General features: G+C 34.0%; 22 protein-coding genes. 7 read left to right on the forward strand and 15 right to left on the reverse strand.

Features of this window, described 5'->3' with window-relative positions:
* Window positions 1-14: 14 nt before the first annotated feature.
* Window positions 15-1,289 (forward strand): tetratricopeptide repeat protein, encoded by a 1,275-nt coding sequence (locus Q1B37_RS22645; RefSeq protein ID WP_299902856.1) that lies wholly within the window; start codon window positions 15-17, stop codon window positions 1,287-1,289.
* Between the two features lie 62 nt (window positions 1,290-1,351).
* Here the strand turns inward: Q1B37_RS22645 and Q1B37_RS22650 are convergent, their stop codons facing one another.
* From Q1B37_RS22650 to Q1B37_RS22660, 3 genes are all read right to left on the reverse strand, one after another.
* On the reverse strand, window positions 1,352-1,762 hold the full coding sequence (locus Q1B37_RS22650) for a glyoxalase (RefSeq protein WP_299600138.1): 411 nt from the start codon (window positions 1,760-1,762) through the stop codon (window positions 1,352-1,354).
* 143 nt (window positions 1,763-1,905) lie between these two features.
* A complete protein-coding gene (locus tag Q1B37_RS22655) occupies window positions 1,906-4,974 on the reverse strand; it encodes a hypothetical protein (protein ID WP_299902859.1) in 3,069 nt (1,022 codons plus the stop codon).
* 74 nt (window positions 4,975-5,048) lie between these two features.
* Complete coding sequence (locus tag Q1B37_RS22660) at window positions 5,049-5,786, reverse strand: outer membrane lipoprotein-sorting protein (RefSeq protein WP_299600144.1); 738 nt, start codon at window positions 5,784-5,786, stop codon at window positions 5,049-5,051.
* Between the two features lie 90 nt (window positions 5,787-5,876).
* Here Q1B37_RS22660 and Q1B37_RS22665 point away from each other — a divergent pair, with 90 nt between their 5' ends.
* The 6 genes from Q1B37_RS22665 (at window position 5,877) to Q1B37_RS22690 (ending at window position 13,143) form a co-directional block, all read left to right on the forward strand.
* Window positions 5,877-6,767 carry a DUF72 domain-containing protein gene (locus Q1B37_RS22665; RefSeq protein ID WP_299902862.1) on the forward strand — a complete coding sequence of 297 codons (891 nt, stop codon included), beginning with the start codon at window positions 5,877-5,879 and terminating at the stop codon, window positions 6,765-6,767.
* 203 nt (window positions 6,768-6,970) lie between these two features.
* Window positions 6,971-7,366, forward strand: coding sequence for a hypothetical protein (locus tag Q1B37_RS22670; protein ID WP_299902865.1), 396 nt, complete (start codon window positions 6,971-6,973; stop codon window positions 7,364-7,366).
* An 82-nt stretch (window positions 7,367-7,448) separates the two neighbouring features.
* On the forward strand, window positions 7,449-8,558 hold the full coding sequence (locus Q1B37_RS22675) for a DEAD/DEAH box helicase (protein ID WP_299902868.1): 1,110 nt from the start codon (window positions 7,449-7,451) through the stop codon (window positions 8,556-8,558).
* Between the two features lie 222 nt (window positions 8,559-8,780).
* Window positions 8,781-11,258: an ATP-dependent Clp protease ATP-binding subunit gene (locus tag Q1B37_RS22680; protein ID WP_299902870.1), complete on the forward strand. Its 2,478-nt coding sequence runs from the start codon at window positions 8,781-8,783 to the stop codon at window positions 11,256-11,258.
* Between the two features lie 61 nt (window positions 11,259-11,319).
* On the forward strand, window positions 11,320-11,769 hold the full coding sequence (locus tag Q1B37_RS22685; RefSeq protein WP_299600158.1) for a hypothetical protein: 450 nt from the start codon (window positions 11,320-11,322) through the stop codon (window positions 11,767-11,769).
* 21 nt (window positions 11,770-11,790) lie between these two features.
* A complete protein-coding gene (locus Q1B37_RS22690; RefSeq protein WP_299600160.1) occupies window positions 11,791-13,143 on the forward strand; it encodes a DUF5458 family protein in 1,353 nt (450 codons plus the stop codon).
* 47 nt (window positions 13,144-13,190) lie between these two features.
* Here Q1B37_RS22690 and Q1B37_RS22695 read toward each other — a convergent pair whose 3' ends face one another.
* The 12 genes from Q1B37_RS22695 to Q1B37_RS22750 form a co-directional block, all read right to left on the reverse strand.
* Window positions 13,191-13,583, reverse strand: coding sequence for a response regulator (locus tag Q1B37_RS22695; RefSeq protein ID WP_299600163.1), 393 nt, complete (start codon window positions 13,581-13,583; stop codon window positions 13,191-13,193).
* The gene (locus Q1B37_RS22700) at window positions 13,580-15,784 is read right to left on the reverse strand and encodes an ATP-binding protein (RefSeq protein ID WP_299902872.1); all 2,205 of its coding nucleotides are present in this window, start codon (window positions 15,782-15,784) and stop codon (window positions 13,580-13,582) included. Before Q1B37_RS22700 ends, Q1B37_RS22695 begins: the two co-directional genes overlap by 4 nt.
* 232 nt (window positions 15,785-16,016) lie before the next feature.
* The gene (locus tag Q1B37_RS22705; RefSeq protein ID WP_299902875.1) at window positions 16,017-16,415 is read right to left on the reverse strand and encodes a DUF3592 domain-containing protein; all 399 of its coding nucleotides are present in this window, start codon (window positions 16,413-16,415) and stop codon (window positions 16,017-16,019) included.
* A gap of 125 nt (window positions 16,416-16,540) precedes the next feature.
* A complete protein-coding gene (locus Q1B37_RS22710) occupies window positions 16,541-16,990 on the reverse strand; it encodes a hypothetical protein (RefSeq protein ID WP_299902877.1) in 450 nt (149 codons plus the stop codon).
* Window positions 16,991-17,007: 17 nt separating this feature from the next.
* The gene (locus Q1B37_RS22715) at window positions 17,008-17,169 is read right to left on the reverse strand and encodes an RHS repeat-associated core domain-containing protein (RefSeq protein WP_299902879.1); all 162 of its coding nucleotides are present in this window, start codon (window positions 17,167-17,169) and stop codon (window positions 17,008-17,010) included.
* Between the two features lie 58 nt (window positions 17,170-17,227).
* A complete protein-coding gene (locus Q1B37_RS22720; RefSeq protein WP_299902881.1) occupies window positions 17,228-17,641 on the reverse strand; it encodes an RHS repeat domain-containing protein in 414 nt (137 codons plus the stop codon).
* A gap of 193 nt (window positions 17,642-17,834) precedes the next feature.
* Entirely contained in the window at window positions 17,835-18,173 is a 339-nt protein-coding gene (locus Q1B37_RS22725) for a hypothetical protein (RefSeq protein ID WP_299902883.1), read from the reverse strand.
* Window positions 18,174-18,187: 14 nt separating this feature from the next.
* Window positions 18,188-18,754: an RHS repeat-associated core domain-containing protein gene (locus tag Q1B37_RS22730; protein ID WP_299902885.1), complete on the reverse strand. Its 567-nt coding sequence runs from the start codon at window positions 18,752-18,754 to the stop codon at window positions 18,188-18,190.
* A gap of 79 nt (window positions 18,755-18,833) precedes the next feature.
* Window positions 18,834-18,980 (reverse strand): RHS domain-containing protein, encoded by a 147-nt coding sequence (locus tag Q1B37_RS22735; protein WP_299902887.1) that lies wholly within the window; start codon window positions 18,978-18,980, stop codon window positions 18,834-18,836.
* Between the two features lie 221 nt (window positions 18,981-19,201).
* Window positions 19,202-19,561, reverse strand: coding sequence for an Imm10 family immunity protein (locus Q1B37_RS22740; protein ID WP_299902890.1), 360 nt, complete (start codon window positions 19,559-19,561; stop codon window positions 19,202-19,204).
* On the reverse strand, window positions 19,562-23,743 hold the full coding sequence (locus Q1B37_RS22745) for an RHS repeat-associated core domain-containing protein (protein ID WP_299902892.1): 4,182 nt from the start codon (window positions 23,741-23,743) through the stop codon (window positions 19,562-19,564).
* Between the two features lie 2 nt (window positions 23,744-23,745).
* Window positions 23,746-25,107 (reverse strand): hypothetical protein, encoded by a 1,362-nt coding sequence (locus Q1B37_RS22750; RefSeq protein ID WP_299902894.1) that lies wholly within the window; start codon window positions 25,105-25,107, stop codon window positions 23,746-23,748.
* Between the last annotated feature and the right edge of the window lie 5 nt (window positions 25,108-25,112).

The following is a 25,112-nucleotide window of genomic DNA, read 5'->3' on the forward strand; positions in this document are numbered from 1 at the left end:
TAAAAAAACGAGTAATGAGAACTAAATTTATCTTGGCACTTTTTTTAACAGTTAGTGCACTAGGATTTTCACAAAAGAAAGCTTTAAATGCTGCAAAGAAGGCACTAAAGTCTGGTGACTTAGAAGTTGCCAATGAGGCACTTAAAGCAGCAGAAGGGCAAATAGAAACTGCAGAAGATAAGCTTAAAGCGCAATATTATTTATTAAAAGGACAAGCTACTGCAGCTTCTCCAGATAAGTCTCTAACTAAATTTGAAGAAGCAGCTAATGCTTATACTAAAGTGGTAGAGATTGAAGAAGCTTCAGGAGGAAAGAAATTTTCAGCTCAAGCGAATACTGCATTGCAAACCTTACGCCAATCTCTAGTAGAGCAGGCAGTAGCAGACCAGAATGCAGGAGATAATTTAGCCGCTGCAGAAAAGCTATACTTAGGGTATAAGACTCAGAAAAAAGATACAGCATATCTTTACTTTGCGGCTTCTAATGCTGTAAATGGAAAGGATTATGACAATGCTTTAAAATACTATAACGAGTTGATTGAGGTTGGTTATAAAGGTATTGAGAACAAATACACAGCAGTGAATAAAGAAACTGGTGAGGTAGATCCTTTTGAATCTAAAGAGTTAAGAGATTTTTCTGTAAAAGCTGGTACACATATTAAGCCAGAAGTAACAAAGACGAAGTCGAGACAAGCAGAGATTACTAAAAACATTGCACTTATCTACATTACACAAGGTAAAGATGAGGAAGCAATAAAAGCTATGGAAGCTGCAAAAGCTCAGAATCCTAATGATCCTGCTTTAATGCAAGAAGAAGCGAACATGTTCTATAAGTTAGGTAATTTAGAAAAGTATCAGGAGTTAATGCAAGCAATTGTTGCTAATGATCCTGAAAATCCAAACCTTTTATATAACTTAGGAGTTAGTGCTTCTCGTTTAGGAGATAATGAGCAAGCAATTAAGTACTACGAAAAGGCATTGGAGATTAAGCCTGATTATAGTTCTGCGCAAATTAATATTGCCGCGATTATATTAAGTGGAGAAACTGCATTAAATGAAGAAATGAATAGTCTTGGTGGTTCTGCAGCAGATTATAAAAGATTTGATGTTCTTAAGAAACAAAAACAAGATTTATATAGAAAAGCTGTTCCTTATTTAGAAGGAGCTCTACAATCTAAGCCTGATAATGTAGAAGCGGTTAGAACGCTAATGCAAATCTTCTACCAATTAGATGATCCTAAGGCAGAGGATATGAAAAATAAGTTAAAAGCTTTAGAGGGAGGCAACTAAATTCTTCTAGTTATTATAGATAAAAAAAAGAGCGAATCAATTAGATTCGCTCTTTTTTTTTATTAATGTACCGCTAGAGGTTTTTCTAGTAACTGAAGATTACTTTGCAATCTTTCTCTAACAATATTCATCATTCTTTTATTCAATGCGGATGAATTTTTAATGTAAATCAAATATTCATCGACAGTAAATTGACCAATGATCATTCCTTTAAGGCTATTTCTGAATTTCATATCTTTTTGAACTGCATTTTCAATGTAAAGCAGTCTTTTTTCAACAGATAATTCATAAAAAGTGTTTTTTCTTTTTTTGATATAATTTCTAAACACTTCAATTAATAATTCATTTTGTAATTTAATAATGGGCCGAATAGTCTTGTTCTGAAATTGTTCGTCTTCTGACATATTTTCAGTCACTCTGGCATTTAAAATTTGAGGCCTAATCGCCAGTAAATTTGATTCCCTGTTTTCCATAATAAAGAGCGTTTACTAAAAATACTGAATAGTTTTATCCAAAATTAAGAAGTATATGTAGAGTTTTAAACCATTTATGAACATTTATAAATAAGAAAGAGCTCCATAATGGAGCTCTCTTATAATTCGATAGATAAATGATGTTATTTGCTAATGAATTCTTTTTTAGTTTTCATTTCAACTGGCTTAATACTATTTTTTTCTAAATACTTATTGAATTTAGCCAATTGTTTGCTTTCTATTTTTTGATAGGTTGCTTTAGCATCATTTAATTTTTTTTCTAATACACCTTTATTCTCAATTTGAGATGAAGAAGGCTTTTCATACAAATTTGCAACTTCACTATATAATAGTGCGAGCTTTTCTCTTAATTGAGGTTCAGCTTCAGCAACGTAATTATCACCAGTTGTTACTACCAGAGATTCTTTAAGAGTAGTTAACTCTTTGATTAAAGCATCGGAAACTTTAGTTGATTTAGGATCATCTTTTTTAACCTTTTCAGCTTTGTTGATTGTCTGATTAATCTGATATACTAAGTATGCAAGTTCTTCCATATCATTGTAAAGTTCCTTTGTAGTTTTAGCCTGAGCAGCACGATCGGTATCACTTACTTCAGAATTTGGATCATTTTTAACTGTTATAGAACTTTCATAGGAGTTTTTACCTTTTTTAAGTACTATCTTGTAAGTTCCTGCAGAAGCTCTTGGGGCAGTAAATCCCCCAGCAGTATAAGATTTACCCGCTGCTACCTTCGGAGCTTTAGTTCTGTAGTTCCAATTTACAATGTTAATTCCTTTAGATTTACCAGGCACAAGGGAAACGATTTCATTCCCTTGATTATCCTGGATAGACAAGGTCATTTTTCCAAACGTGTGTCTTTTCTTTAAATAATATATAATCTGTCCAGCTGAAGATGGATTGCTTCCCACAAATTGTAGTTCTGTACTTCCACCACCAAAACCACCTTCTTCTTTTATAATACCTGGTTTTGTAGTAAAGAAATGTACATCTTTTTTAAGAACCTCCTGATTAATCTGCCTTAATGGTGAGATGTCATCAATAATAATAACACCTCTTCCATGAGTCCCTAATACTAGATCATTTGTTTTTTTCTGTAAATCTATAAAATGAACTGCAGTTGCAGGCATATTATTAGTAAATCGAGACCAATTCTTTCCCCCATCTATTGTTATAAATAATCCAAATTCGGTACCTAAATAAAGAAGATCTTCATTTTCATAGTCTTCTTGTATATTTCTTGCAAAGCCTATAATGTCATCAGTAACTAATGATTTCCAAGTCTTGCCAAAATCTGATGTTTTGTAAACATAAGGTTTCATATCGTTTTGAGCGTGACCATCAAAAACAGCATAAGCAGTTCCTTTAGCATGACTACTAGCTTCTATATGGTATACCCAAGTATTCTTTGGTACTCCTTGCAGGTTAGGAGTTGTATTGGTCCAAGTCTTTCCGCCATCTTGTGTAACTTGCACATTACCATCATCGGTTCCTACCCAGATAATTTTTTCATCCAACGGAGATTCTGCGATGGTAAATATTGTCGTATGAGTTTCTGCACCAGATTTATCGGTAGAAATACCACCTGATTCTTTATCTTGTTTAGTCGGGTCGTTAGTAGTAAGATCAGGAGAAATGATTTTCCAATTATCTCCCATATCCTCACTTATATGTAAAAATTGACTACCTATGTATAATCTATCCGGTTGGTGATCACTAATCGCGATAGGAGCATTCCAATTAAATCGCAAGTCAGCTTTTCCTTTCACTTCTAGTGGTTTTACATTTTTAGTGCTGTTTTTATCGATATCATATCTCCAAACGTTCTGAGCGCCTTGCATTTCTGAATAGATGATTTTTTTAGTTGGATGTCTTAAAACTCTAAAACCGTCTCCAACTCCAACACGTTTCCAATCACGAGCTTCTATACCACCAGGAGAAGATGAAGGCCCATACCAGGAACCATTATCTTGTAATCCTCCATAAATATTATAGGGTTCTTCATTATCAACACTGATTTGATAAAATTGTGATAGCGGTAAGTTGTCTACTATATCTAAAGTAGCGCCACCATCCCAACTTCTATAAACACCCCCATCAGTTCCTACATACATTCGATCTGAATTGTTGATATCAAAAGTAATATCATGAATATCAGAATGCATATTACCAAGATTTTTAAAGGTTTTTCCTCCATCTCTGGATATAGAACCTGATAATCCACCTTTAACTACAATATCTGGATTCTTCGGGTCAACCACAATTCTAGCGAAGTAAAAAGGTCTTACTACTAGTCCAAAATCTCCATTAAGCAGCTTCCAACTAGCTCCAGCATCATCAGAACGATATAAACCCTTATCTTCTTTACTTTCTACTACAGCGTATACAATTTTTGGATTAGACGGAGCTACTGCAATAGCAAATCTTCCTAAATCTCCTTTAGGGAAACCATTATGGATTTTATTCCAAGTTTTCCCTGCGTCAGTAGATTTATAAAGAGCACTATTAGGCCCACCAGAATTAAAATTCCAGGCAGTTCTTCTAAATTCCCACATAGATGCATATAATGTATTTGGATCTTTTGGATCCATAATTACTTCATTGGCACCAGTTCTTTCATTAACATAAAGGATTTTATTCCATGTTTTTCCTCCATCGGTTGTTTTATAAACACCTCGGTCTTCACTATCTCCCCATAACGCACCAATAACACCCACATATATTTCATTAGAGTTTTTTGGATTGATTTGAATACTACTAATTCTTTCAGAATTTTCAAGTCCCATTTTTTTCCAATTGGCACCTCCATCAGTTGTTTTGTAGATACCGTCTCCAATTGAAACACTGTTTCTCGTCCATATTTCTCCTGTTCCTACCCAAACGGTATTATCAGGATCATTGGGATCTATCGATACAACACCTATAGATTGTGCATAATCATCGAACATAGGTGCAAAACTGGCACCTCCATTAGATGATTTCCAAACTCCACCACCAGCAGTACCCGCATAGATGATTCTATCATTGGTAGGGTGGTTTTCTAAATCAATGATTCTACCACTCATAAGCGCAGGACCAATATGGCGCGCTTCTAACTTACCAAAAAGTTCTTTGCCTTTTAGAACTATATCTTGAGCTTGAATTCCAAAAGAAAATAGAATACTAAGCCCAGTAATTATAAATTTTTTATTCATAATTTTCTTGATTGATTTGTGTTTAAATGAAAAAAATCCCCAAACAAATGGGGATTGTATTCTTTTTGTATGAATTACTTTTTCTCAGGAAAAGCAAATTTAGCAGTATCAATTTCAGGATTTAACTTGATCTCCTTGAAACTCATTGTAGTAAAGTCACTTCCAACAGTGAACGGAAAGTACATTCCGTTTACTTCCTGGTAGTCACTAATAGATGTTTTAACTGTTTGACCTTTCATAGGACCCGCATTAACCTGTGTTTCCATGATAATAGGAACAAAATTTTCAGTATCAAAATAATAGTGAACAATATTTGGAGTAGATTGTCCATCTACAACGATTGGATCTTTAGTCATCTTGATTTTAAAAGTTTCTGTACCATCAATAGTCTCTTTTCCAACTAATTCAACGGTATATCCTTTTTCTTTATAGTTTACAAATGGATCGGGAAAATCTTTTGTTTGTTTTTTCATATTCTCCGTTGCTTCATTATCACTTTTTTCAGCTTCCATCGTCATTTGATTTCTTTGCCACGAAGTAGTTCCGTCAAAAGCAGACCATATCATACGATTACCTTGTAATTCAATGGTTACCAATTGTTTTCCATCTTTTGTAGAAACTTGCTCAAATGGGATTTCCATACCTTGCATTTTCATAACGCCAACCATTTCCACTCCTTCTAATTTTTCCCAATTTTCTTTTCCACCCGTATTTTCAAGATAATTTGAAACAATTTCCTCAGCAGTTTGCGCATTTGCTGGAGCAATAATTGCAATAATTAAAGCTACGATTAGTGATTTTAAAGTATTCATTGTTAAATTTTTATTATTGTTACTGTAAAGTTAGACATTCGAAACCTATTTTTGTTACACTTATTTACAAGATATTTTAAAAAAATAATTATGAAGTTTGGTAAAGTAGAGCATCCTGAGCAAATCAATTTTATGTTACCCAAAGATCACAAGGATACCAAAACAGTTTTGGAAAAAGGAATATCCAAAGAAATTTCTATTTATGTGGGATGTGCCAAATGGAATAAACAAGATTTAAAAGGCTTCTACCCGAGAGGAACCAAAGATGAATTACAGTATTATTCTAGACAATTTAATTCCATTGAGTTGAATGCTACTTTCTATAGAATTTTTCCTGAAGATCAGTTTAAAAAATGGTATGATAAAACACCGGAGAATTTTAAATTCTTTCCTAAATTAGTTCAAAATATATCTCATCTTAAAAGGCTAAACGATGATGTACAACCTTATGTAGATCAATATTTGGCGAGTGCAATTCATTTAAAAGAAAAGTTAGGAACTATTTTTCTACAAATGCATAGTAATTTTGCACCTAAATATTTCGATAGAGTAGTGAGTTTTGTAGAGCGATGGCCGAAAGAATTACGTTTGGCTATCGAATTTAGGCATACCGATTGGTTTAATGATGATTCGGTAGTAAATGAATTATATCAACTTTTAGAAGATAATAACATAGCAAACATCATTACCGATTCTGCAGGTAGAAGAGATTTACTACATATGAGACTTACAAATAAAGAGGCTTTCATTCGCTATGTAGGAGCTAATCATGAGACAGACTACGGAAGATTAGATGTTTGGGTAGAAAGACTAAAATCCTGGAAGGAACAAGGTATAGAAGATATTCATTTTTTTGTGCATCAAAATGTGGAAAAAGAATCTCCATTACTCTCTAAGTACTTTATTGAACTTTTAAATAAAGAATTGGGAAGCCAACTGACCTTGCCGAATCACTCCTCTGAGGGAGCTACTTTATTCTAGTTCTTATTAAAATTACGGTTTTCACTTTCTTGTGTTGATAAAAAGTTGTAGAAAATAGTGTTAAAGTTTTAAGAATTTTTGCACTTAATCTTGTTTTTGTGTATTTTGCCGATGTTTTTAAGGATTGTTGTTAAGATTTTCCGACAAAATACTAAGGTAATGCTTTAATTTGAACTTGTATTAACGAACCAAAATCTCCCCCTATGACTAAACTATTACGCTTCACTTTATTATTTGTTTTTGTATTTACAACTAATCATATCTTTTCTCAAGAAGATCTTTTAAAAGAAAGAAATAGTACTTTTACAACTCATTCGACTGATTTAAATGAATTCGTTTTAGTGCCATTTACTAATTTTTCACAGAAAGAAGTTTTTTCCTACAAAGAGTGTGGTGGAGTACACAGTCATGGACACCATGAACATCATGAAGGTGATTTACATTTAAATAGTTTCACATTAATAGATATTATTTCTTCAGATGAAGGAGCGGACTTTAACTGTTCTGGTGGTTTCTGTATGGACGAGTCACATTTCCATAAAAGAGGACTTACGCTTAAGAAACAATTATTCGATTACTTTATGAGTATTTCTTGTTAGTATACTTTTCTTACTAAAAGGTATTTTCTCAATTTTATTGGGCAATGAATATATTCATCTATTTTTGTAGTCAAAAAGTAGCATGAAGTTTTCCGAGTTAGGTGTTCCTAAAAATTTGAATAAAGGTCTAAAAGAGATGGGAATTATTATTCCCACTAAAATTCAGGAACAAGCGATACCTGTATTGATTAACGAAGATGTTGATTTTATCGGTAAGGCTCAAACAGGAACTGGAAAAACAGCGGCCTTTGGTATCCCATTATTGGCAGCAATTAATCCTAACAAAAAAGAAGTTCAAGCTCTTATTCTAGCTCCTACCAGAGAATTAGGCCAGCAAATAGCTAAGCAGTTATTTAAATTCACTAAGTATACAGAAAAAATCTATACCGAATCTGTGTATGGGGGAGAACGTATAGAAATACAGATATCCAGATTAAAAAGACCCACTCATATTATTGTAGCTACTCCTGGTAGATTAATAGATCTTATGGAGCGTAAAGCGGTTGATATTTCTAAAATTAAGACAGTCATTTTAGACGAGGCAGACGAAATGCTTAGTATGGGCTTTAAAAAAGATCTTACAACAATTCTAAGTAAAACCAAAGGACGAAGAAATGTTTGGCTTTTTTCTGCAACTATGCCCGCCGCACTTAACGAAATTATCAATTCGTATGTAAGCAGAGATGCTATTAGAGTTTCGGTGGATAAACAGGATGCAGTAAATAAAGGTATCGATCATCACTTTGTTGTAGGAGAAGAAATAAATAAACTGGACACTTTAACGTATTTTTTGAAGTCTCATAAAAAACAACGAGGTATTATTTTTACCAAAACAAAAGCCGCAGCACGTAAGCTATCAAAACAATTAATCGCAAAGAACTATGAAGTTGGTTTGTTAGAAGGTGACATGACACAAAAAGAGCGAGATAAGGTAATGAGAGCTTTTAAAAAAGGTACTATAGAATTATTAGTATCTACTGATGTGGCTGCAAGAGGAATTGATGTGGCAAATCTAGCTTTTGTAGTGCATTATCAATTGCCAGATCAAATAGAGTATTATACACACCGAAGTGGAAGAACTGCCAGAGCTGGTAAAACTGGCTTATCATTAGCATTAATAGTAAAACAAGAAATCAAAGCTATAAGGGAACTTGAGAAAAAACTAGGGATTAGATTTACTCAAATTCGTTAAATTATCTTATAAAATACCTGAAAACAGGGGGCAATACTTACCCAAAAACGAGGTAAATATTTCTTATTCTATGTATTACTTTTGACTTGTATTGTAAATAATCGGTTAATTTTGAACAAAATATTAACTGGTATTACGTAAATACGGTAATTTAGAGCCAGCAATGAGATAATTTTTTGCTAATTATTAGGTTATTTATTTACTTTACGAAAAACCAACTTCATGCAAATATTAGACTACAAATTGTCATCAAAAGTTGATAACGCAATTCACATAGCGCAATCGATCGCTAAAGAATATCATAATGATGAATATAATGCTGCTCATTTATTAAAAGCACTTTTACATAAAGATGTAGGTTTAAAAGATTTTTTTAATCAAATCGATGGTGATATTTATTATTATGAAGAATGGTCAGAGGTCAGGATAGAAGCACTTCCAAGAGTAGTAAATGTGCCCGATACAATACAGGGCGATAAATCGATAGAAGCAGTTTTTAATGAAGCGGATACATTAAAGCTTAAGTTAGGAACTGATGAGATAACTCCACATGCAGTTTTGATCGCTTTATGTACTCCAGGAGTAGGGTTCTCATATGAGCAATTAAAAACGTTACCATTGAAAGCAGATGAAGTATTGATCGCTGCAAGTCAAGGTAAATCTACTTCAGGAAATAAGGTTGTTAAAAATGGATTAGAAAGTTCTGGTGGGAAAAAAGTTGACGCTGGAATATTAGATGAATATTGTATTGATAAAACTTTTGCTGCTAAAAATAAACAATTAGACGATGTGTTTGGTCGAGATGCAGAAGTGAAAATGATTACTGAAATCCTTGGAAGACATTCAAAACCTAATGTATTAATTACGGGGGAACCAGGAGTTGGTAAGACCGTTCTTTTAGATGGTTTTTCGGAAGCTGTTATTAATGGTAATGTTCCAGAAGGATTAAAAGAGGCTCAGATATACGAATTGGATTTTATAAATCTAGTTTCTGGTGCTAGTTATAAAAGTGAAGTAGAAGATCGATTTAAAAAGATTTTAGCAGCACTGAAGGAGTTTGATAAGCCAGTTTTGTTAATTGATGAACTCAATAATTTAACAGATAAAAATAGCGGTAATCAAGGTTTAGTAAATATCTTAAAGTCTGAATTGGCTAAAGGAGAAGTTACCTTTATTGCTACAGCAACGAATGATGCTTTTAGAAAGCATATAGAAACGGATGAAGGGCTCGCCAGAAGATTTGAAATTGTGGCGTTAGATGAACCTTCAGAGCAAGATGCATTAACTATGATTTCTAATACTATTGATAAATATAAAAAGCATCATGGATTAGATATTATTGACGAGACTATTGCAGAAGCTATTAGACTTTCTAAAAGATTTAATAAAGATAGAAGTTTACCTGATGCTGCAATAGATCTTATTGATAGGACTATGTCTGCCTCAAGATATATGATAGAGACTACAGCAAATAATGTAGAATCTTTATTAAAGGAAGTTAAGGAGATAGGAGAGAACAAGACAGAAGAATCCGATAAGGTAAATTCTATAAGTTGGATGTATAATAATCTCAAAAGTAAGTTCAGTTACCTTTTGTTTACCGAATTAGGAGAGGAAGAGATGATACTAGGCGAAGAAACTTTTGAGAATTATAAGGCGAAAGTAGTTTCTATTTTGGATCGCTTTTTTAATAAAGCTTCCGAAGAAAAAACCTTTATAGATAAGAATGATGTTTCTGCTACTATTGCTAATAAAACAGGTATTCCAGTAGGGAAACTTCAGGCAGATGAAAAGGAACGTTTATTGAATATGGAAGATCACCTGAAGAAAAGGGTGATTGGACAAGATCATGCTATTAAAACAATTTCTGAAGCGGTACTGGAGTCAAGATCAGGTTTAAGCAAACCAGGACTTCCTATAGGCTCTTTCTTTTTTACAGGGCCAACAGGTACAGGTAAGACGGAATTAGCCAAATCCCTAGCGGAGTTCTTATTTCAGACAGAGGATGCTATTATTAGATTCGATATGTCAGAATTTAAAGAAGAACATTCTGCAGCACTGTTATATGGAGCACCTCCAGGATATGTTGGATACGAAGAAGGAGGTTTATTAGTAAATAAGATCAGACAAAAACCATATTCGATAGTATTGTTTGATGAGATAGAAAAAGCACATCCTTCTGTATTTGATATTTTTCTTCAGATTTTGGATGAAGGTAAGTTAAATGACAGGCTAGGTAAAACTGGAGATTTTTCTAATGCTGTGATCCTTTTTACTTCTAATATAGGAAGTGAACATGTGGTTAAATCTTTCACGGATGGAGAAATTCCTGCGTCTTCTGATTTATTAGAAATAATGTCGAGACATTTTAGACCTGAATTTTTAGGAAGGTTAACCGAAATAGTTCCTTTTGCACCTATTACTAAGGAGAATGTAGTGAAGATCTTTAATATTCAATTAAAGGATCTACACAAAGCATTGAATAAGCAAGAAGTTACTTTGGAGCTTACAGAGGCAGCTCAGGAATTTTTAGCATATAAGGGATTTACCCCCAAGTATGGAGCAAGACCATTGCGTGGGGTGATTAGAAATGACTTAAGAGGCCCTTTGTCTAAAATGTTGATTACAGGGAAGATAGGTAAGGGAAGCAACGTTAAGTTAGATATAAAAGACGAAAAAATGCAGTGGACATACGAATAAAAATCGTATCCTGCGATAAAATTAGTATATTTATAATTCACAATCATTATTCAGAGAAAGTATGAGCAATAACACATATGGATTAGGAGGAACAGAGGTAAAAACAGATGCCAGTGAAGCGATATTGGAAATTGGACAGAATAAAACGCTTCTTGTTCAGAAATTAACTCAGGATCAGCCAATAAAACCACAGATAGTAAGTGGATTAACTTCTATAGATCACGTATTTGAAAATTATAAGCCCGAGGTAGAGGTAGAATTTGAAGATGCTGATGGTGTTGAAAGTAAAGAAATGCTGAAATTCAATAACTTAGGAGATTTCGGTAAAAAAGGAATAACCAATCAAAGTAAATTTCTTAATGACTTAGATACAGAAAAAGATCAGTATCTAAAGGTTGTAAAACAACTAAAATCAAATAAGATCTTAAAAACAGCATTGGCAGATCCAGATGCAAAAGCAGCTTTAATTAGATCGATACAATCATTATTAGCAGAGTTACAACAAGATTAAAAAGGATAAACAAATCATTTTATGGCAGCAGGAAAACAAGCTCAAGAGAGTGTTAAAATAGAAAATCCAGCAAAGGAATTAAAAATAAATGAAGAGAAATTAGCTAGATATGGTGGTTTTGATCTTTTAGAGTCATGTATAGATGACGTTCAGAATATGAACCCAGATCGTAAGGCACGTAAAAAGATTTTTCTTACTGAGTCTACAAAAAAATTAGAAAGAGCCAAATTAGAAAAAACCTTAGAAATTTGGAGAGATGTTCTTTCTTCTTCGGATGATTTATCAGAAATGGTAGAAGAATCAGAAAAGCGTTCTGAAATTGCTGGTAAATCTTTAGAAAGAAATTTAGGAGCTGCTTTAGAGCAGACAAGAGATTTAGAACAATCGTACAGATCAGTTGCTTTATTCTTTAAGAATACAGAATCGCAGAAAGTAAAAAATATCAATATAATGAATGCTGAGCTTGAGCAGCTGAAAGATCTGGATAATACTAGATTTATTGATGCAGTTCAGGAAGAGCTAGTTCAAGGGTATGACCGTTTAGATCTTAGAGATAATTATGGTATTCTAGTGATACCAGGTTATTTAGGCTCTAATAAGGTTGTAGAGAAATGGGCTAAAATTGCTCATGAGAATAAGGTAATGATGATTACGGACTTTGAGCATCTTGATGAGCCAGATGATGTAATGGAAATGTTTGAAGCTGCGAATCTTACAGGTGGAGATAAGTACAGATCTAATGTAATGATGACCTGTAACTGGTTAGTAGGACGTGGAAAGCACGATGAGGTAGGAGAGGAAGATGATCTTTTTGTGCCACCATCTAGTGCATTAGCAGGTCAAGTATATAGAACATTAATGTCTCAGGTGGCTGCTGGTAAGAAACATGGTGGAATTAACGAGGTAGATGGTGTTCGTTTTGACCTTAAGAAGAGTGAGATTGCACAGTTAGAAAAGCTTGGATTAGTGCCTATGGTAAATGAGTATGGAAAAGTAATGGCTTTTTCTGCTAAAACTTTATTTAATGGAGATAATCTAGGATTACAAACATATTCTGTAGTTAGGGTGTTTGATTATGTGACCAAAGTTTTAATGGACTTCTTAAACAGAAGAGCTTTTGAAAACTTTAATGCTAGAACTCGTAAAGAACTTATGGGACAAATAGTAAAGTTTTTGGATGGTATTACTGGTCCAGACAAGTTAATTGAAGACTTTTCTATTAAGCGTTTCGAACAAGATCCGAATCAGAAAGATAGAGTATATCTGGATATTCATATGAAACCTTATTTCCCAGCTAAGAACTTTATGATCAAAATGGATGGTCAAAAAGGTGATGATGGAACGGAATGGGATGCTGATTATGAGCAGCAGTAAATAGAAAATACTACGAAATCATATTTCTTAAAAAGCGAATATTATTATTAATGTTCGCTTTTTTTATTATTCATTCTTGACTGTACTTTGGCAATAGCCGATAATAACTTTTCGAAGTTTACAGGTTTCGAAAAATATTTGTCAAATCCAAGCTTTAAGAATTTTTGGGCATCACCAGGCATAGCATACGCAGTAACAGCATATATTGGTGTGTTTTTAAGTAACTCTAGTTTTTTGAATCGTTTTAATAACTCACACCCATCCATTTGATTGAGTCCTAAATTTATATCTACCAGGATTAAATCTAGCGAGGATTTCTTAACAATTTCTAGGGCAGATGGCCCATTTTCGGCTATAACCACATTAGATGCATTTTTGGTAAGCATCTTATTCATAACCATTGCGTTAATTTTATTATCCTCTACGTAAAGTATATTCATATGTTTTTCGGAATTGTAATCACAAACTTAGTTCCTTCATTTAATTTACTAGTTACTTTAATTTTTCCTCCCAAGATTTCAATATATCTTTTAGATAAACTTAAACCTATACCTGTACCCTCATATTTTCGACTTAAACCAATGCTCTCTTGTATAAAGGGATCAAATATCTTTTTTAGATTGTCTTTCCCTATTCCTATCCCAGAATCTTTAATAGATATTTTTACTGTCGACTTTTCATCCTTCACCTTTACCATCACTTTACCCGTATCTGTATATTTTATAGAATTGTGAATGATATTGTTTAGTGCTGTGCTAAAAATATCCTCATCTATATTAGCAGAAGGACAACGTTCATCGAGTTTTAAAATATAGTCTAAATTTTTAGAATTCGCAAAATGGCGATATTCTCTAAATGAAGTTTCTACTGTATAGTTCATATCTACTTCCACATAATTCAGATTTTTTTGTATGGTTTCGATTTCGCTATAATGAGATAGATTATTGATGGTAGCAAGCAAACGTTCTTTACTTTCATCCAAAAACGCACTTAGTTTTTTGCGATCACCAGGGTTTTCTTCCTCTAGTAATAGCATATTACATATGGTCATAATACCATTTAGTGGTGTGCGAATTTCATGACTAAAATTCGAAAGAATGTTTGATTTTAGATTACTTAGTTCCTGTTCTTTTAGATGCGCTTCCTTAATGGCGAGTTCTGCAGTTTTTTGTTCTGTGATATCATGAAAACTAACTAAAACAGCGTTAATGCTATTGTTTTCATCTTTTATTGGAGTGTATTTCGATTCTAACCATTGTACGGCTCCTTTGCGAGTTGTTCTTTCTATCTCCTTTTTAGCAGTATTACCTTTTAAGGCTTCATTAAACTCATTGGCAAAAGTACTTTTAAAATTTACAGGCATCACATCTATAAAGCGGCATGTGGTAGTGGTGGGATCGACATTAAAATCTCTTTTGATAATGTTGATAGAGTCTTCATCTGCCATTAAAATTTCGCCACTTGTGTTAAGTAAAATGGTATAAGAAAAACCATTATTTACCATTGCGGCCAATCTACTTTTATCTTCGATGATGGTGCGTTCATTTATTTTTTTCTGGTGTACATCAATCAGATTTCCAATCATTCGAATAGTCGCTCCCTCGTTATTTTTTTTGCGATAACCATATACTTCATAATGTCTGTACTGACCATCGAGATGTTTCAGACGATAATGGTTAAAATAATGATATCCTGTTTTTTGAAGATTAGCTTTATGCCTTTCCATCGCTTCCTTAGCATCTTCAGGATGAATCATTTTTCTAAAGGCTGCTTCTGGAACAAAATCGGTGTCTATAGGTAACCCTAGCATTCTGCGGAAATCCTTACTATAAAAAACCATGTTGGTTTTTATTTCATGATCAAATAATCCGGATCGTATTCCTTTAAGAGCTAGTTTCTTAGTTTCCTCGTTGTATTTGAGTTGCTCTATATAATTTTGTTGTTCGGTAATATCCGAGAAGCACCCATTGACGAATATGACTTTATCTTTGTGCTTTATGGCTTCACCTATAACTCTGATCCACTTTTTATTTCCTTTCTTAGTAATTATCTGATCTACATAATCATAAGAAATTCCATGATCGATGAGATTATCCCAATAGTTTTTTATACGTTCTCTAGAGGCTTCGGGATAGTAATGAAGTGCTTCTAACATATTTAGAGAAGTACCAACTTCCAAGTCGTGTAAGTGATAACATTCATCGGAAAAATATACATTATCATTTATAGGATCGTAATGCCAAGCTCCAGTTTTGGTTAAACTGGATAAACTTTTAAGAAGCCTGTGTTCTTCATGCTCTTGGGTTACATCAATACCAAATGCATATATTCTATCTTCACTATAGATCAAATCGAACTTAATATATAGAATAGCATCTGAAGCTAATGTGGCAAAACCAAAAGTTTTGCTTATTTGTTCTTTGTTTTGATAGAGTAAGGAAATTGTATCTCTAAATACAGACTCTTCATCATCTAAAAGAAAATTATAGATGGATTGCCCTTTGATTTCAGCCTTAGGAAGTTTAAAAAGTATTTCACATCTTTTATTCACCTCACAAACGTTTCCTTTTTGATCAAAAATCATAAGAAACAAAAGTGTTTTTTCAGTGAAAAAACTAAATTCGTTTGTGTTTAATGTCATAAGTAGTAGATGGTAGTTCTTTTTTTTAAAGTTACAAAATTGATTGAGATAAAGAAATTTTCTTCAAAATAAATAAAACGCAAGAATGACACGGATTTATTTAATAAAAACTAATATTTCCCCATTTTTGATTAATAAAGTATCAGCTTGAATTTTCTTTACATTCTTATATAGAAGTGGTTAAGATGCTTTTTGTATTAAGTGCTTAATAAAAATATATTATAAAAAAAGCTTATTTAGGTCGTTTTATGAAACGATATACAAGTATGATGATCCCAAAACCTATAAGGATGTATAACCCATATGATTGCCAGAACGAACCACTTTTGGTAGTTAATAAAAGTGGAGTTTCCTTATTGTAGAGTACAGTTATTCGATCCCCTTCACTATCTAAGGGACCAATAAACGGGATATGCATTAGTTTTACGGTACTAGTTAGGCTGTCACCTTCTTTGGTTTGATATGATACTTTGGCGGTAGCGGAAGATCTTCGCGATCTTACTTTAAAATTAATTTCTTTAATGATTGCTTCTGTTTCTATGTACTCTGGTTCGGTAGCTTCTTGAGCAATCAGCGTAATTGGCAGAAATAGTATAAGGAAGAATAAATGGTAGATTTTAAGATGTTTCATGATTGGTGTATTAATGCTTCTAAGATAGTATATCGAATCAAGATTAGAAAATGAAATATCTTTTAAAAAGAAGGTGATGATGTGATAATTAGGTTCTCTCTAAAGAGAAAAAGAGATTGAGACATTTACTGATGTAACACTTCAATATTTTCTATTTCGAATGCATCGTTTAATTGAATATAAATCGTCGAATTAGGGAAATTATTATTTGCAGAGAAGAGTAAAACAAAATCTTCTGTATAAAAATTAATCTGATCTATTTTTAATTCATTTTGCAATGAGTTGGAGTCTTTTTCTGTTGGAGTATATTCGGATTGACTATATGAAGATTTGGTAATCTGATCGGCTATTTCTTTTTTTAGGATTTCTAAACGTTCTAAATTTAAACGAGATATTCTATCGCAAGAAACGTTAGCAAGAGATCGAAAATCCTTAATATTCGACGTTTCTTTTTCGATATCTAGAGTTACTTTTACCCTATTACTATTTTCTAATATTAGCGCATATCCTTCTAATATAGCATCATTTATATTTGGAGATTCTATAAATTCAAATGCATCGTAGTCTGAAGACATAAATTACAGTGATTTTATTATATATACACTCCTTCATCAGGTGAATAATATCTAAATCTATTATAATAAAGTTCCGTTTCGGAGTCTTCATACTGTCCTTGATATCTAAATGGACAATCATTCAATGAACCTTTTACAAGTTTACGAAAAAATCCAGCGCGGCAGTCTGGCGCGATCACTAAAAAGGTCTACCAGACCTTTTCTTTACGCTCTACCCTCATAAATATCATACTCTACTTACCAGGTTTTTTCGCCTTTGTTATTGTACATTTCTACGGGAGTTCCCAGATAGTCTGTAATGATAGAGTTGGAATCCTCTGCCGTAATTTTAGCAGCAGTTTTAAATGTGCCTTCATCGAATACCCAAGTAATCAGATTTTCAATAGGTTCGGGTGTGCTTTCTGTCAGCATTCCAAATTCATCTACCACCAATTCAGGTCTGTCTTTGAGATCATAGCTCCATTCGTGTAATGGGACGTTGCCGTCCCACACCCATCGGGTGATGGAACCTCTCAGCCTACCTGTGGTAGACATCTCTCCTTGAGAAGGAGAGAAGCCTTTTTTGAAATTTATTTTTGCCGTTCTACGTCCTAGTGCGTCGTATTCGAATTGGGTAGTGTTATTTTTAGGGTCGGTTACGGATCGTAGCATTCCGTTTCCGTACCATTAGTCGTAGTTTCCTTTGTTGGTAACCTTAGTAATTAGGTTTCTTTCTTTAATGTAATCGATGCTACCTTAGAGATTATAAAACACAACAAGCGTATAAGTAAAAGCCACAACATTTCTGCTTTGGCTTTACTATTTTAGTATGCTCTCAACTTAAAGTTAGAATACTTTATAATGTTTAGATATTTTTAGCTTTACTATTTTCAAACCTTGCTAATAATGTTTCTTTCCATTCCTCACTAGGACAATCTTTTATTAGGGTTTCATATTTATCTAAATCAATATTACCAAACAATGATTCTATCAATTGTAGAAGAGTCCAATGTAAATCATAGAAGGCATTTTCAGGAAATAGTTTAATTAGAATTTCTCCTTCTTCAAATGATACAGGTTTTTCTATAGATTCCAATAAATCATCATATTTATCGATTAAATCATCGATTGAATCATCATCGTCTAAATCTTCATTTGGCATTCGCCCTAATTTATTTAATTTAATTACTTCTTCTCTGATCATGGTTATATTAGATTTTATTTACAGCTCGCTTTTACATCACTAAGAGATAGTTCTCCTTTTTTAAGCAAGCCTTTATTTTCATAACTTTCGATTATTTGCTCTATAGAATCATCATATTTAGCACCACCTATATTTCGTAAATCAACAAGATCATCTTTTAAAACATCTTTAAAAGCTCTATGCCTATCTACTTTTGCAGTAGCTCTACCTTTTGACTTATATGTACGTGTTTGCGCGTGTTCAGATTTCGGCATTACAACAGCTACGCCTTCTTTTCTTGGAAGATGTCCTAATTTGTCTTGTGGGATGTGATGGTATTCTAAATCGTCACCAACTTCACCTAGTTTAGACAAGTCTCCATAGTCACCAACTTGCCCAATCGTAACAGCTAATCCAAATACGTCAACAAAATAGTTGTTATTTGTAGTATAAGAATACAAACGATCTCCTCCTGTTAACCCAATTGGATCCTGTGATATATACACTCCTTCGTCAGGCGCATAGTATCTAAATCGATTATAATACAATCCAGTTTCTATATCCTCATACTGTCCTTGATATCTAAATGGACAATCTTCCAAAGAACCTTTTACAAGTTTACGAAAAAATCCAGCGCGGCAGTCTGGCGCGATCGCTAAAAAGGTCTACCAGACCTTTTCTTTACGCTCTGCCCTCATAAATATCATACTCTACTTGCCAGGTTTTTTCGCCGTTACTATTGTACATTTCTACGGGTGTTCCCAGATAGTCTGTAATGATAGAGTAGGAGTCATCTTCCGTAATTTTGGCAGCAGCGTCACTATACAATAAAATTGGGATTGGTCTTAATGCTCTACAATTATTTGTTAGTTGTCTCTATGCTGCATTTGGTTTTTTCTTATTAATACAGAAAGGGCATTCTATAGAGTACGCAGTAATACCATTGATAATAATGTTTGCTATTTCTATAAATCTGTTTCATCAAAGTACTAAGCTATATCAATAAAAAGTCACTCCCTAAAAAAGAAAGTGACTCTATTTTATTAAAATCAAGATACGATTAATCGAGAATCAAAAATATTTTTCATCATTTCAATAAACTCTTTACGATTAAATTCCATATCGTTAAATAGTAATGAAAATTTAGTTCCCTTAACTTCAAATTGCAATTCATCCTTATTAAATGTGAGTAAATTACAACAGTTATAACAGGATTCCCCATTACATTCTATATAAGGTTCGCTTAATTCTGATTCTTCTTCAAGTTCATCTGGATCATATGTTTTTTGAAAGATCAAATAATTTGAAGGATTACTGTCCTTTGAATCAGCTAATGAGACCATATAATACATATCTTCTTTGTTATCGGTAATAGATATGTTTTTAACTTTAAAGTTTATTTCGAACATTTAATTACAACCTTTAGGGTGAAATTTAGGGTTTTTACTTGTTGAATCGATTGTCTTTTTACCATCTTGGAATTGAACATGTTGTGCTTTTCCTGTATCATCTGTCCATTTGTAATCAACAGTTGCACCAACACCACTTGCACCTCTCATTTTACCTTTACAAGAATTACAAGGAGGATATTGTCCTATGATTTCCATTCTTTGTCCAGGTTGTAAAGGTAATTTTTTAACCGCTCTTGCTTCTGTATGTGTTGCTAAGGTACTTTGTGGAAATCCTAAAGCTTTTTCAGCAGCAGTCATATTACCACTTTGGAATGCTTCGGTATGAATAAGGTTTCCAGAATTATCAAATACATTTACAGTCGCATTGTGAGTTCCTTTTCCTGATCCAAACGCCATAAGACCATTAGGATCGACCCAAAAATTAGAATCGTGTACATAAGCGTAAAGATTATCACTACCAGCTAGCCTTATTGGATCCTGCGATATATAAACTCCTTCATCTGGTGAATAATATCTAAATCGATTATAATATAGACCAGTTTCTATATCTTCATACTGACCCTGATATCTAAATGGACAATCATTCAATGAACCTTTTACAAGTTTACGTACTTTTCCATAAATATCATACTCTACTTGCCAGGTTTTTTCGCCTCTGCTATTGTACATTTCTACGGGAGTTCCCAGATAATCTGTAATGATAGAGTAGGAGTCTTCTGCTGTAATTTTAGCAGCAGGCTTAAATGTACCTTCATCAAAAACCCAGGTAATCAGGTTTTCTATAGGTTCGGGTTTACTTTCTGCCAGCATTCCAAATTCATCTACCACCAATTCAGGTCTGTCATTGAGATCATAACTCCATTCGTGTAGTGGGACGTTGCCGTCCCATACAAAGCGGGTGATGGAACCTCTCTGTCTACCTGTGGTAGACATCTCTCCTTGAGAAGGAGAGAAGCCTTTTTGGAAATTTATTTTTGCAGTTCTACGACCTAAAGCATCGTATTCGAATTGCGTAGTGTTGTTTTTAGGGTCGGTCACGGATCGTAGCATCCCGTTTCCGTACCAATCATAGTCCCAGTTTCCTTTGTTGGTGATCTTAGTGATTAGATTTCCCTCAGCATCATACCTAAATGTATTTCCATCTGCTTCTAAAAGTTGTCCACCAGTTCCATATTTTCGATCACCTTTGCCTTCCGTTCTGTATAAATTACCCACCTCATCTGGTAATTTGTAATCAAACTGCTTGTTTTCATATCGAGCACTAGCCAGATTATTAAATTCGTCATAACTATAGGCTACCGTTCCACGAGTTAATTCGTCGACCATTTTGGTCAATCGATCATTTACATTCCAAGTATAGGTACGATGACGCATTTCTCGATTACCAGCCGTTACTTTGTGTTGTATCGGTCTACCCGCATGATCATATTCTATATGATTGGTAATACCACCAGGAAGTATGCGTTCTACTTCCATACCCAAACTGTTGTGCTCAAATTGTGCGGTCCAAGAACCTCTCTGTCCACTTTGGGTGGACATCTCTCCTTCGGAAGGAGAGAAGCTTTTAAAAGAAACAGCAGCATTCATTTCTTCAATCAAGCCAAGTTTATTTCTAGTTAGGGCAATATTAGCACCTAGACTACTGGTAATGTTTGTACGATTGCTTAGTGCATCGTATTCACTTTCTACAATATGACCGTCTTGCTTTTCGGCAATGATTCGTCCCGCAGAATCTCTGATGAGTTGTACATGGCTATGTTCGTTGATAGCTTCTGTTAAATTACCATTGAGATCATAACTATAGGTTTCCCAAGTACCATCACTATGTTCTGCTCTTGTAATTCGCCCGTTATAATCATATTCGTACTCTGTATATTTATCATCTGGTCGATTTACTCTTAATACTTTTCCTGCGCGATCACGATCATATTTTCTGGTCAATCCATCAAAACCAATTTCTCTAATGATTTCTCCCTTTTCATTTCTAGAAAAACGATAGTATTCATTATGCTCGTTGGTAATAGTGTTTAACTGTTCTTCGGTATCGTACTTAAAAAATACTTTCCTGCCATTTTCTTCTCGCATTTTAAGGCTTCCCATTGGCGTATAGTCAAAATTAACTTCACGTTTCTTTTGATCAATGGTTTGTATTACCTCATCATAAGCGTTGTATTTTAGTTTTACGAGATTGGTATCTGCTTGTCGTATTTGGTAAATACGATCTAATTCATCGTAGAAGAATTGCTGCTGGTGATCTTCAGAATTTTTAGTGTGTAAACATCTTCCCCAAGCATCATATTCCCAATGAGATTCTGCTCCATTTGGTAATGTTAACTTGTGTAAGTTATGATCTTTGTCATACGCAAGTTTAGTCCGATTACCAGCATTGTCTCTTACTTCATCGATCAGTCCTTGCTCATTATATTCAAAGGAAGTAACACCTCCATCCAATCCAATCACAGCATGTAGACGATCATTTTCAAAAGTTTTTACTACGGATCCACCAGCAGGATCTTTGGTAAGCACCAATCTATCTTTTTCGTCATATACAAATCCAATAACAGAACCATCTGGCTGATGTAATCCAGTAAGATTTCCGCGTTCGTCATAACTATATCCTGTAATGTTTCCTTCTTCATCGATATCCCGATACGGTTCCATATATGGAGTATATTCATGAAAAATATGATCTCCCATTGGATCGGTTACTTGTGTACAAAGATTTAGATTGTTGAAATAATAAATACTTTCTTGTTCTAAAGAATTGGTAACAATATTGTATCCTTTATGATATTCGATACTACCAGATAGAATACCACCATCTCCCCAAGTTCTGATACATTTAGCTCCCGTGGTTTTTCCATCATATTCCCAATAGAACGCTTGACCATTACGGTCTGTTTTCTTAACCATTAGATGATTTTCATATTCCATCACCGTTTTTTGATCCAATGCATCAATGAGTTCGGTTAAATCTCCTTCTTTGTTGTAGTTATATCTAACGAGTGTTCTGGTTTCTCCTTGGTGTGTTGCTGTTATTTCGGTAACTCTATTGTCTTCATCTAATTCTAAATTAATCCTTCTACCTGCAGTATCAATGATTTGCTTTAACTGATAAACCGCATTATATACAAATTGAATTTCGAAACCTTCAGGATTTCTTAAACTAGTAGGTTTATATAGAGAGTCAGTAAATTTTGTAAACGTATAGGTCTGTTGTGTTTGATGATCGGTAACTTCATAGGTACGACCATTGATGAAAGTGAGTGTTAGTTTTTCAGTTCTGTTATAAGACGATTCATTTTCTACAAGTAGCATTGGGAAAGAAGTAATTCTCCCATCGGGTAAACGCATTACAATACTATCTTCGTCATAGTCTACGTGCAAGGCAAGGTCATAGTTGCAATGCATTCCGTATCCCATAATGCCTTCATAGGCAGAATCTGAGTACCAATTTCGTTCCCAACGAATAGGAATTGGTCCGGCAATACTAAAATCTTCACCTTCGTACACCATCCGACCTGTAACAAGATCTACAGGTTCGAATCCCATTTTACACATTTTTTTACTAAGACCTTGTGTGGCAGGGAACTTTTTTAATACTTTATGATTTAATTTTGTTAGTCCTTTTCCGGCACCTTTCATCAACGCGCCAAAGCCATAAGACATTACTAGAGCCATTAACATTCCCATTAAATCCGGAGCGTAAGGTCCACCAACATTTACAGGTTTTCCCATGGGCATAGGAATACTCATCGACGATGGTAGGTATAAACTAGGAACAGGTTTCATCTTTTTTCCTGGAGTAGCAGTTAATGGCATCCCAATATCATTACAGGTCATGGTCATATATCCTGCTGGTGTAAAGTAAGAATCTTCTACACTTACTTTGGTACTTCCAAAAAAGTTCATGGAATCATGTCCAATCATAGGAGCCATGGCAAAGGGACCACCCATTGGTATGTGGATCACAGTACCGATCATACCAGCTGTACCACTATTTCCTTTTGGTACACAATTTACATTTACCGTAGACCCAATAATAGGAACATAATCCATAGGATCTATTACCATTCCAACATATGGATAGGGTAATGGAGTAGGAATTCCTGGCGGAAGTACAGTGATATGTATATCAATTCCGATGACAGGAGTAAAATGTTTACTAGCTAATAACATATCTAAAACCAGTTTAAAATTGAAAGACTCTTTTTTTCCATTTCTTTACGATGTGCTTCTACATTTGTTCTCCATTGTTCTCCTTCGATTTCTTTCATAAAAACATCAACAGATTCACATTCGTTTAGATCTCTACTCTTTTCGCATAGATTGTAATAGTCTGCTGCGATATATGCCATACAAGTTGATTTTATCAATTCTGGAGCTAAAGAAACTCCATATTGATACGCTTCAGTAACAACAGTTGCATAGCGTTTTTTATCTCTTTTTTTAATCACATTATATCCTAGCCACCAAGCGGTTAATGCTTGCGGACCAAAGCCAAATTCTATAGAAGTTTCAGCTTGTTTACAAAACAAATCTGCTGCTAGATCCTTTTGTTTTTGTAATTGCTTACAGCTTGCTTGATATCCATAGGTTTGCACGATAATCGGTTTGCAATTATCTTCTCCACCAGACAGTCCTTGTTTTGCGATAGCCATTGCTTTTTGCAGTAGTTCATCAATAGCTTCATATTCTTTAAAATTAAAAAGCATACCCGCATAAATCACATGAGCTGTTGCAAATGCAGACTTACTACCAGATTTCTGAGTGATCATTAGTCCTTTCTTTCCCCATGTATGAAGTCGTGGTAAATTCTTTTTGGTAACGCTTTTAGACATTTCGATCATACATTGTCTAAATTGAACTTCGGGATCATTAGGATCTCCTGCAGCAGCGATTTTATTAATAGCTCCTTGTAAATCTATAGGAACAGCTAAAGACTTTACAATATCTGAATGTGTTTTGACGAGATTGTCAAAATATCGTTCTTCTACATAATCAAAGAACATAATCCTAACCTTATCCGGTAATCCTAGCTGTATCAAATGGTCAATCCATTTTTCATAATCTTTGGTTTCCTCTACAGAATATGGATACAAAGACAATGCTAGATGTAATTGAGGATTTGGCATCGCTTTTTGGAACGTACTTAACATTTCCAGCAATAGAAGATTATGATCTGTATCTTCATTTTCTAGTTTGGTCTCATATTCAGAAATATTCCAATCGAATTTTAAATCTCGTGCATTAAGTTCTTTCTGTAGTTCTTTATCCTTTTTAAAAGTTTCGATCCAATCTTTAATCAGATTTCTACTATGAGTTTCTTTATTTTCAAAAGCTGTTAATAATACAATAGGAACATCTGGCAAACCACCATTGGGAGTGGATTCTAAACGCAGAAACCCTTCATATAGTCTAGCTTGATCTGGTTTGATTAACCATCGTACCAACTGTATATGATTATTTGGAGTTACCTCATCTATCCATTTTTGTTGAATGGTAGTGATAAGTTGCGCTATGGGATTGTGTTCATTATTCATGATTA

Origin of the sequence: uncultured Aquimarina sp. (genome assembly GCF_947492965.1) — a bacterium.
In the GTDB taxonomy this organism is placed as follows: Bacteria; Bacteroidota; Bacteroidia; order Flavobacteriales; family Flavobacteriaceae; genus Aquimarina.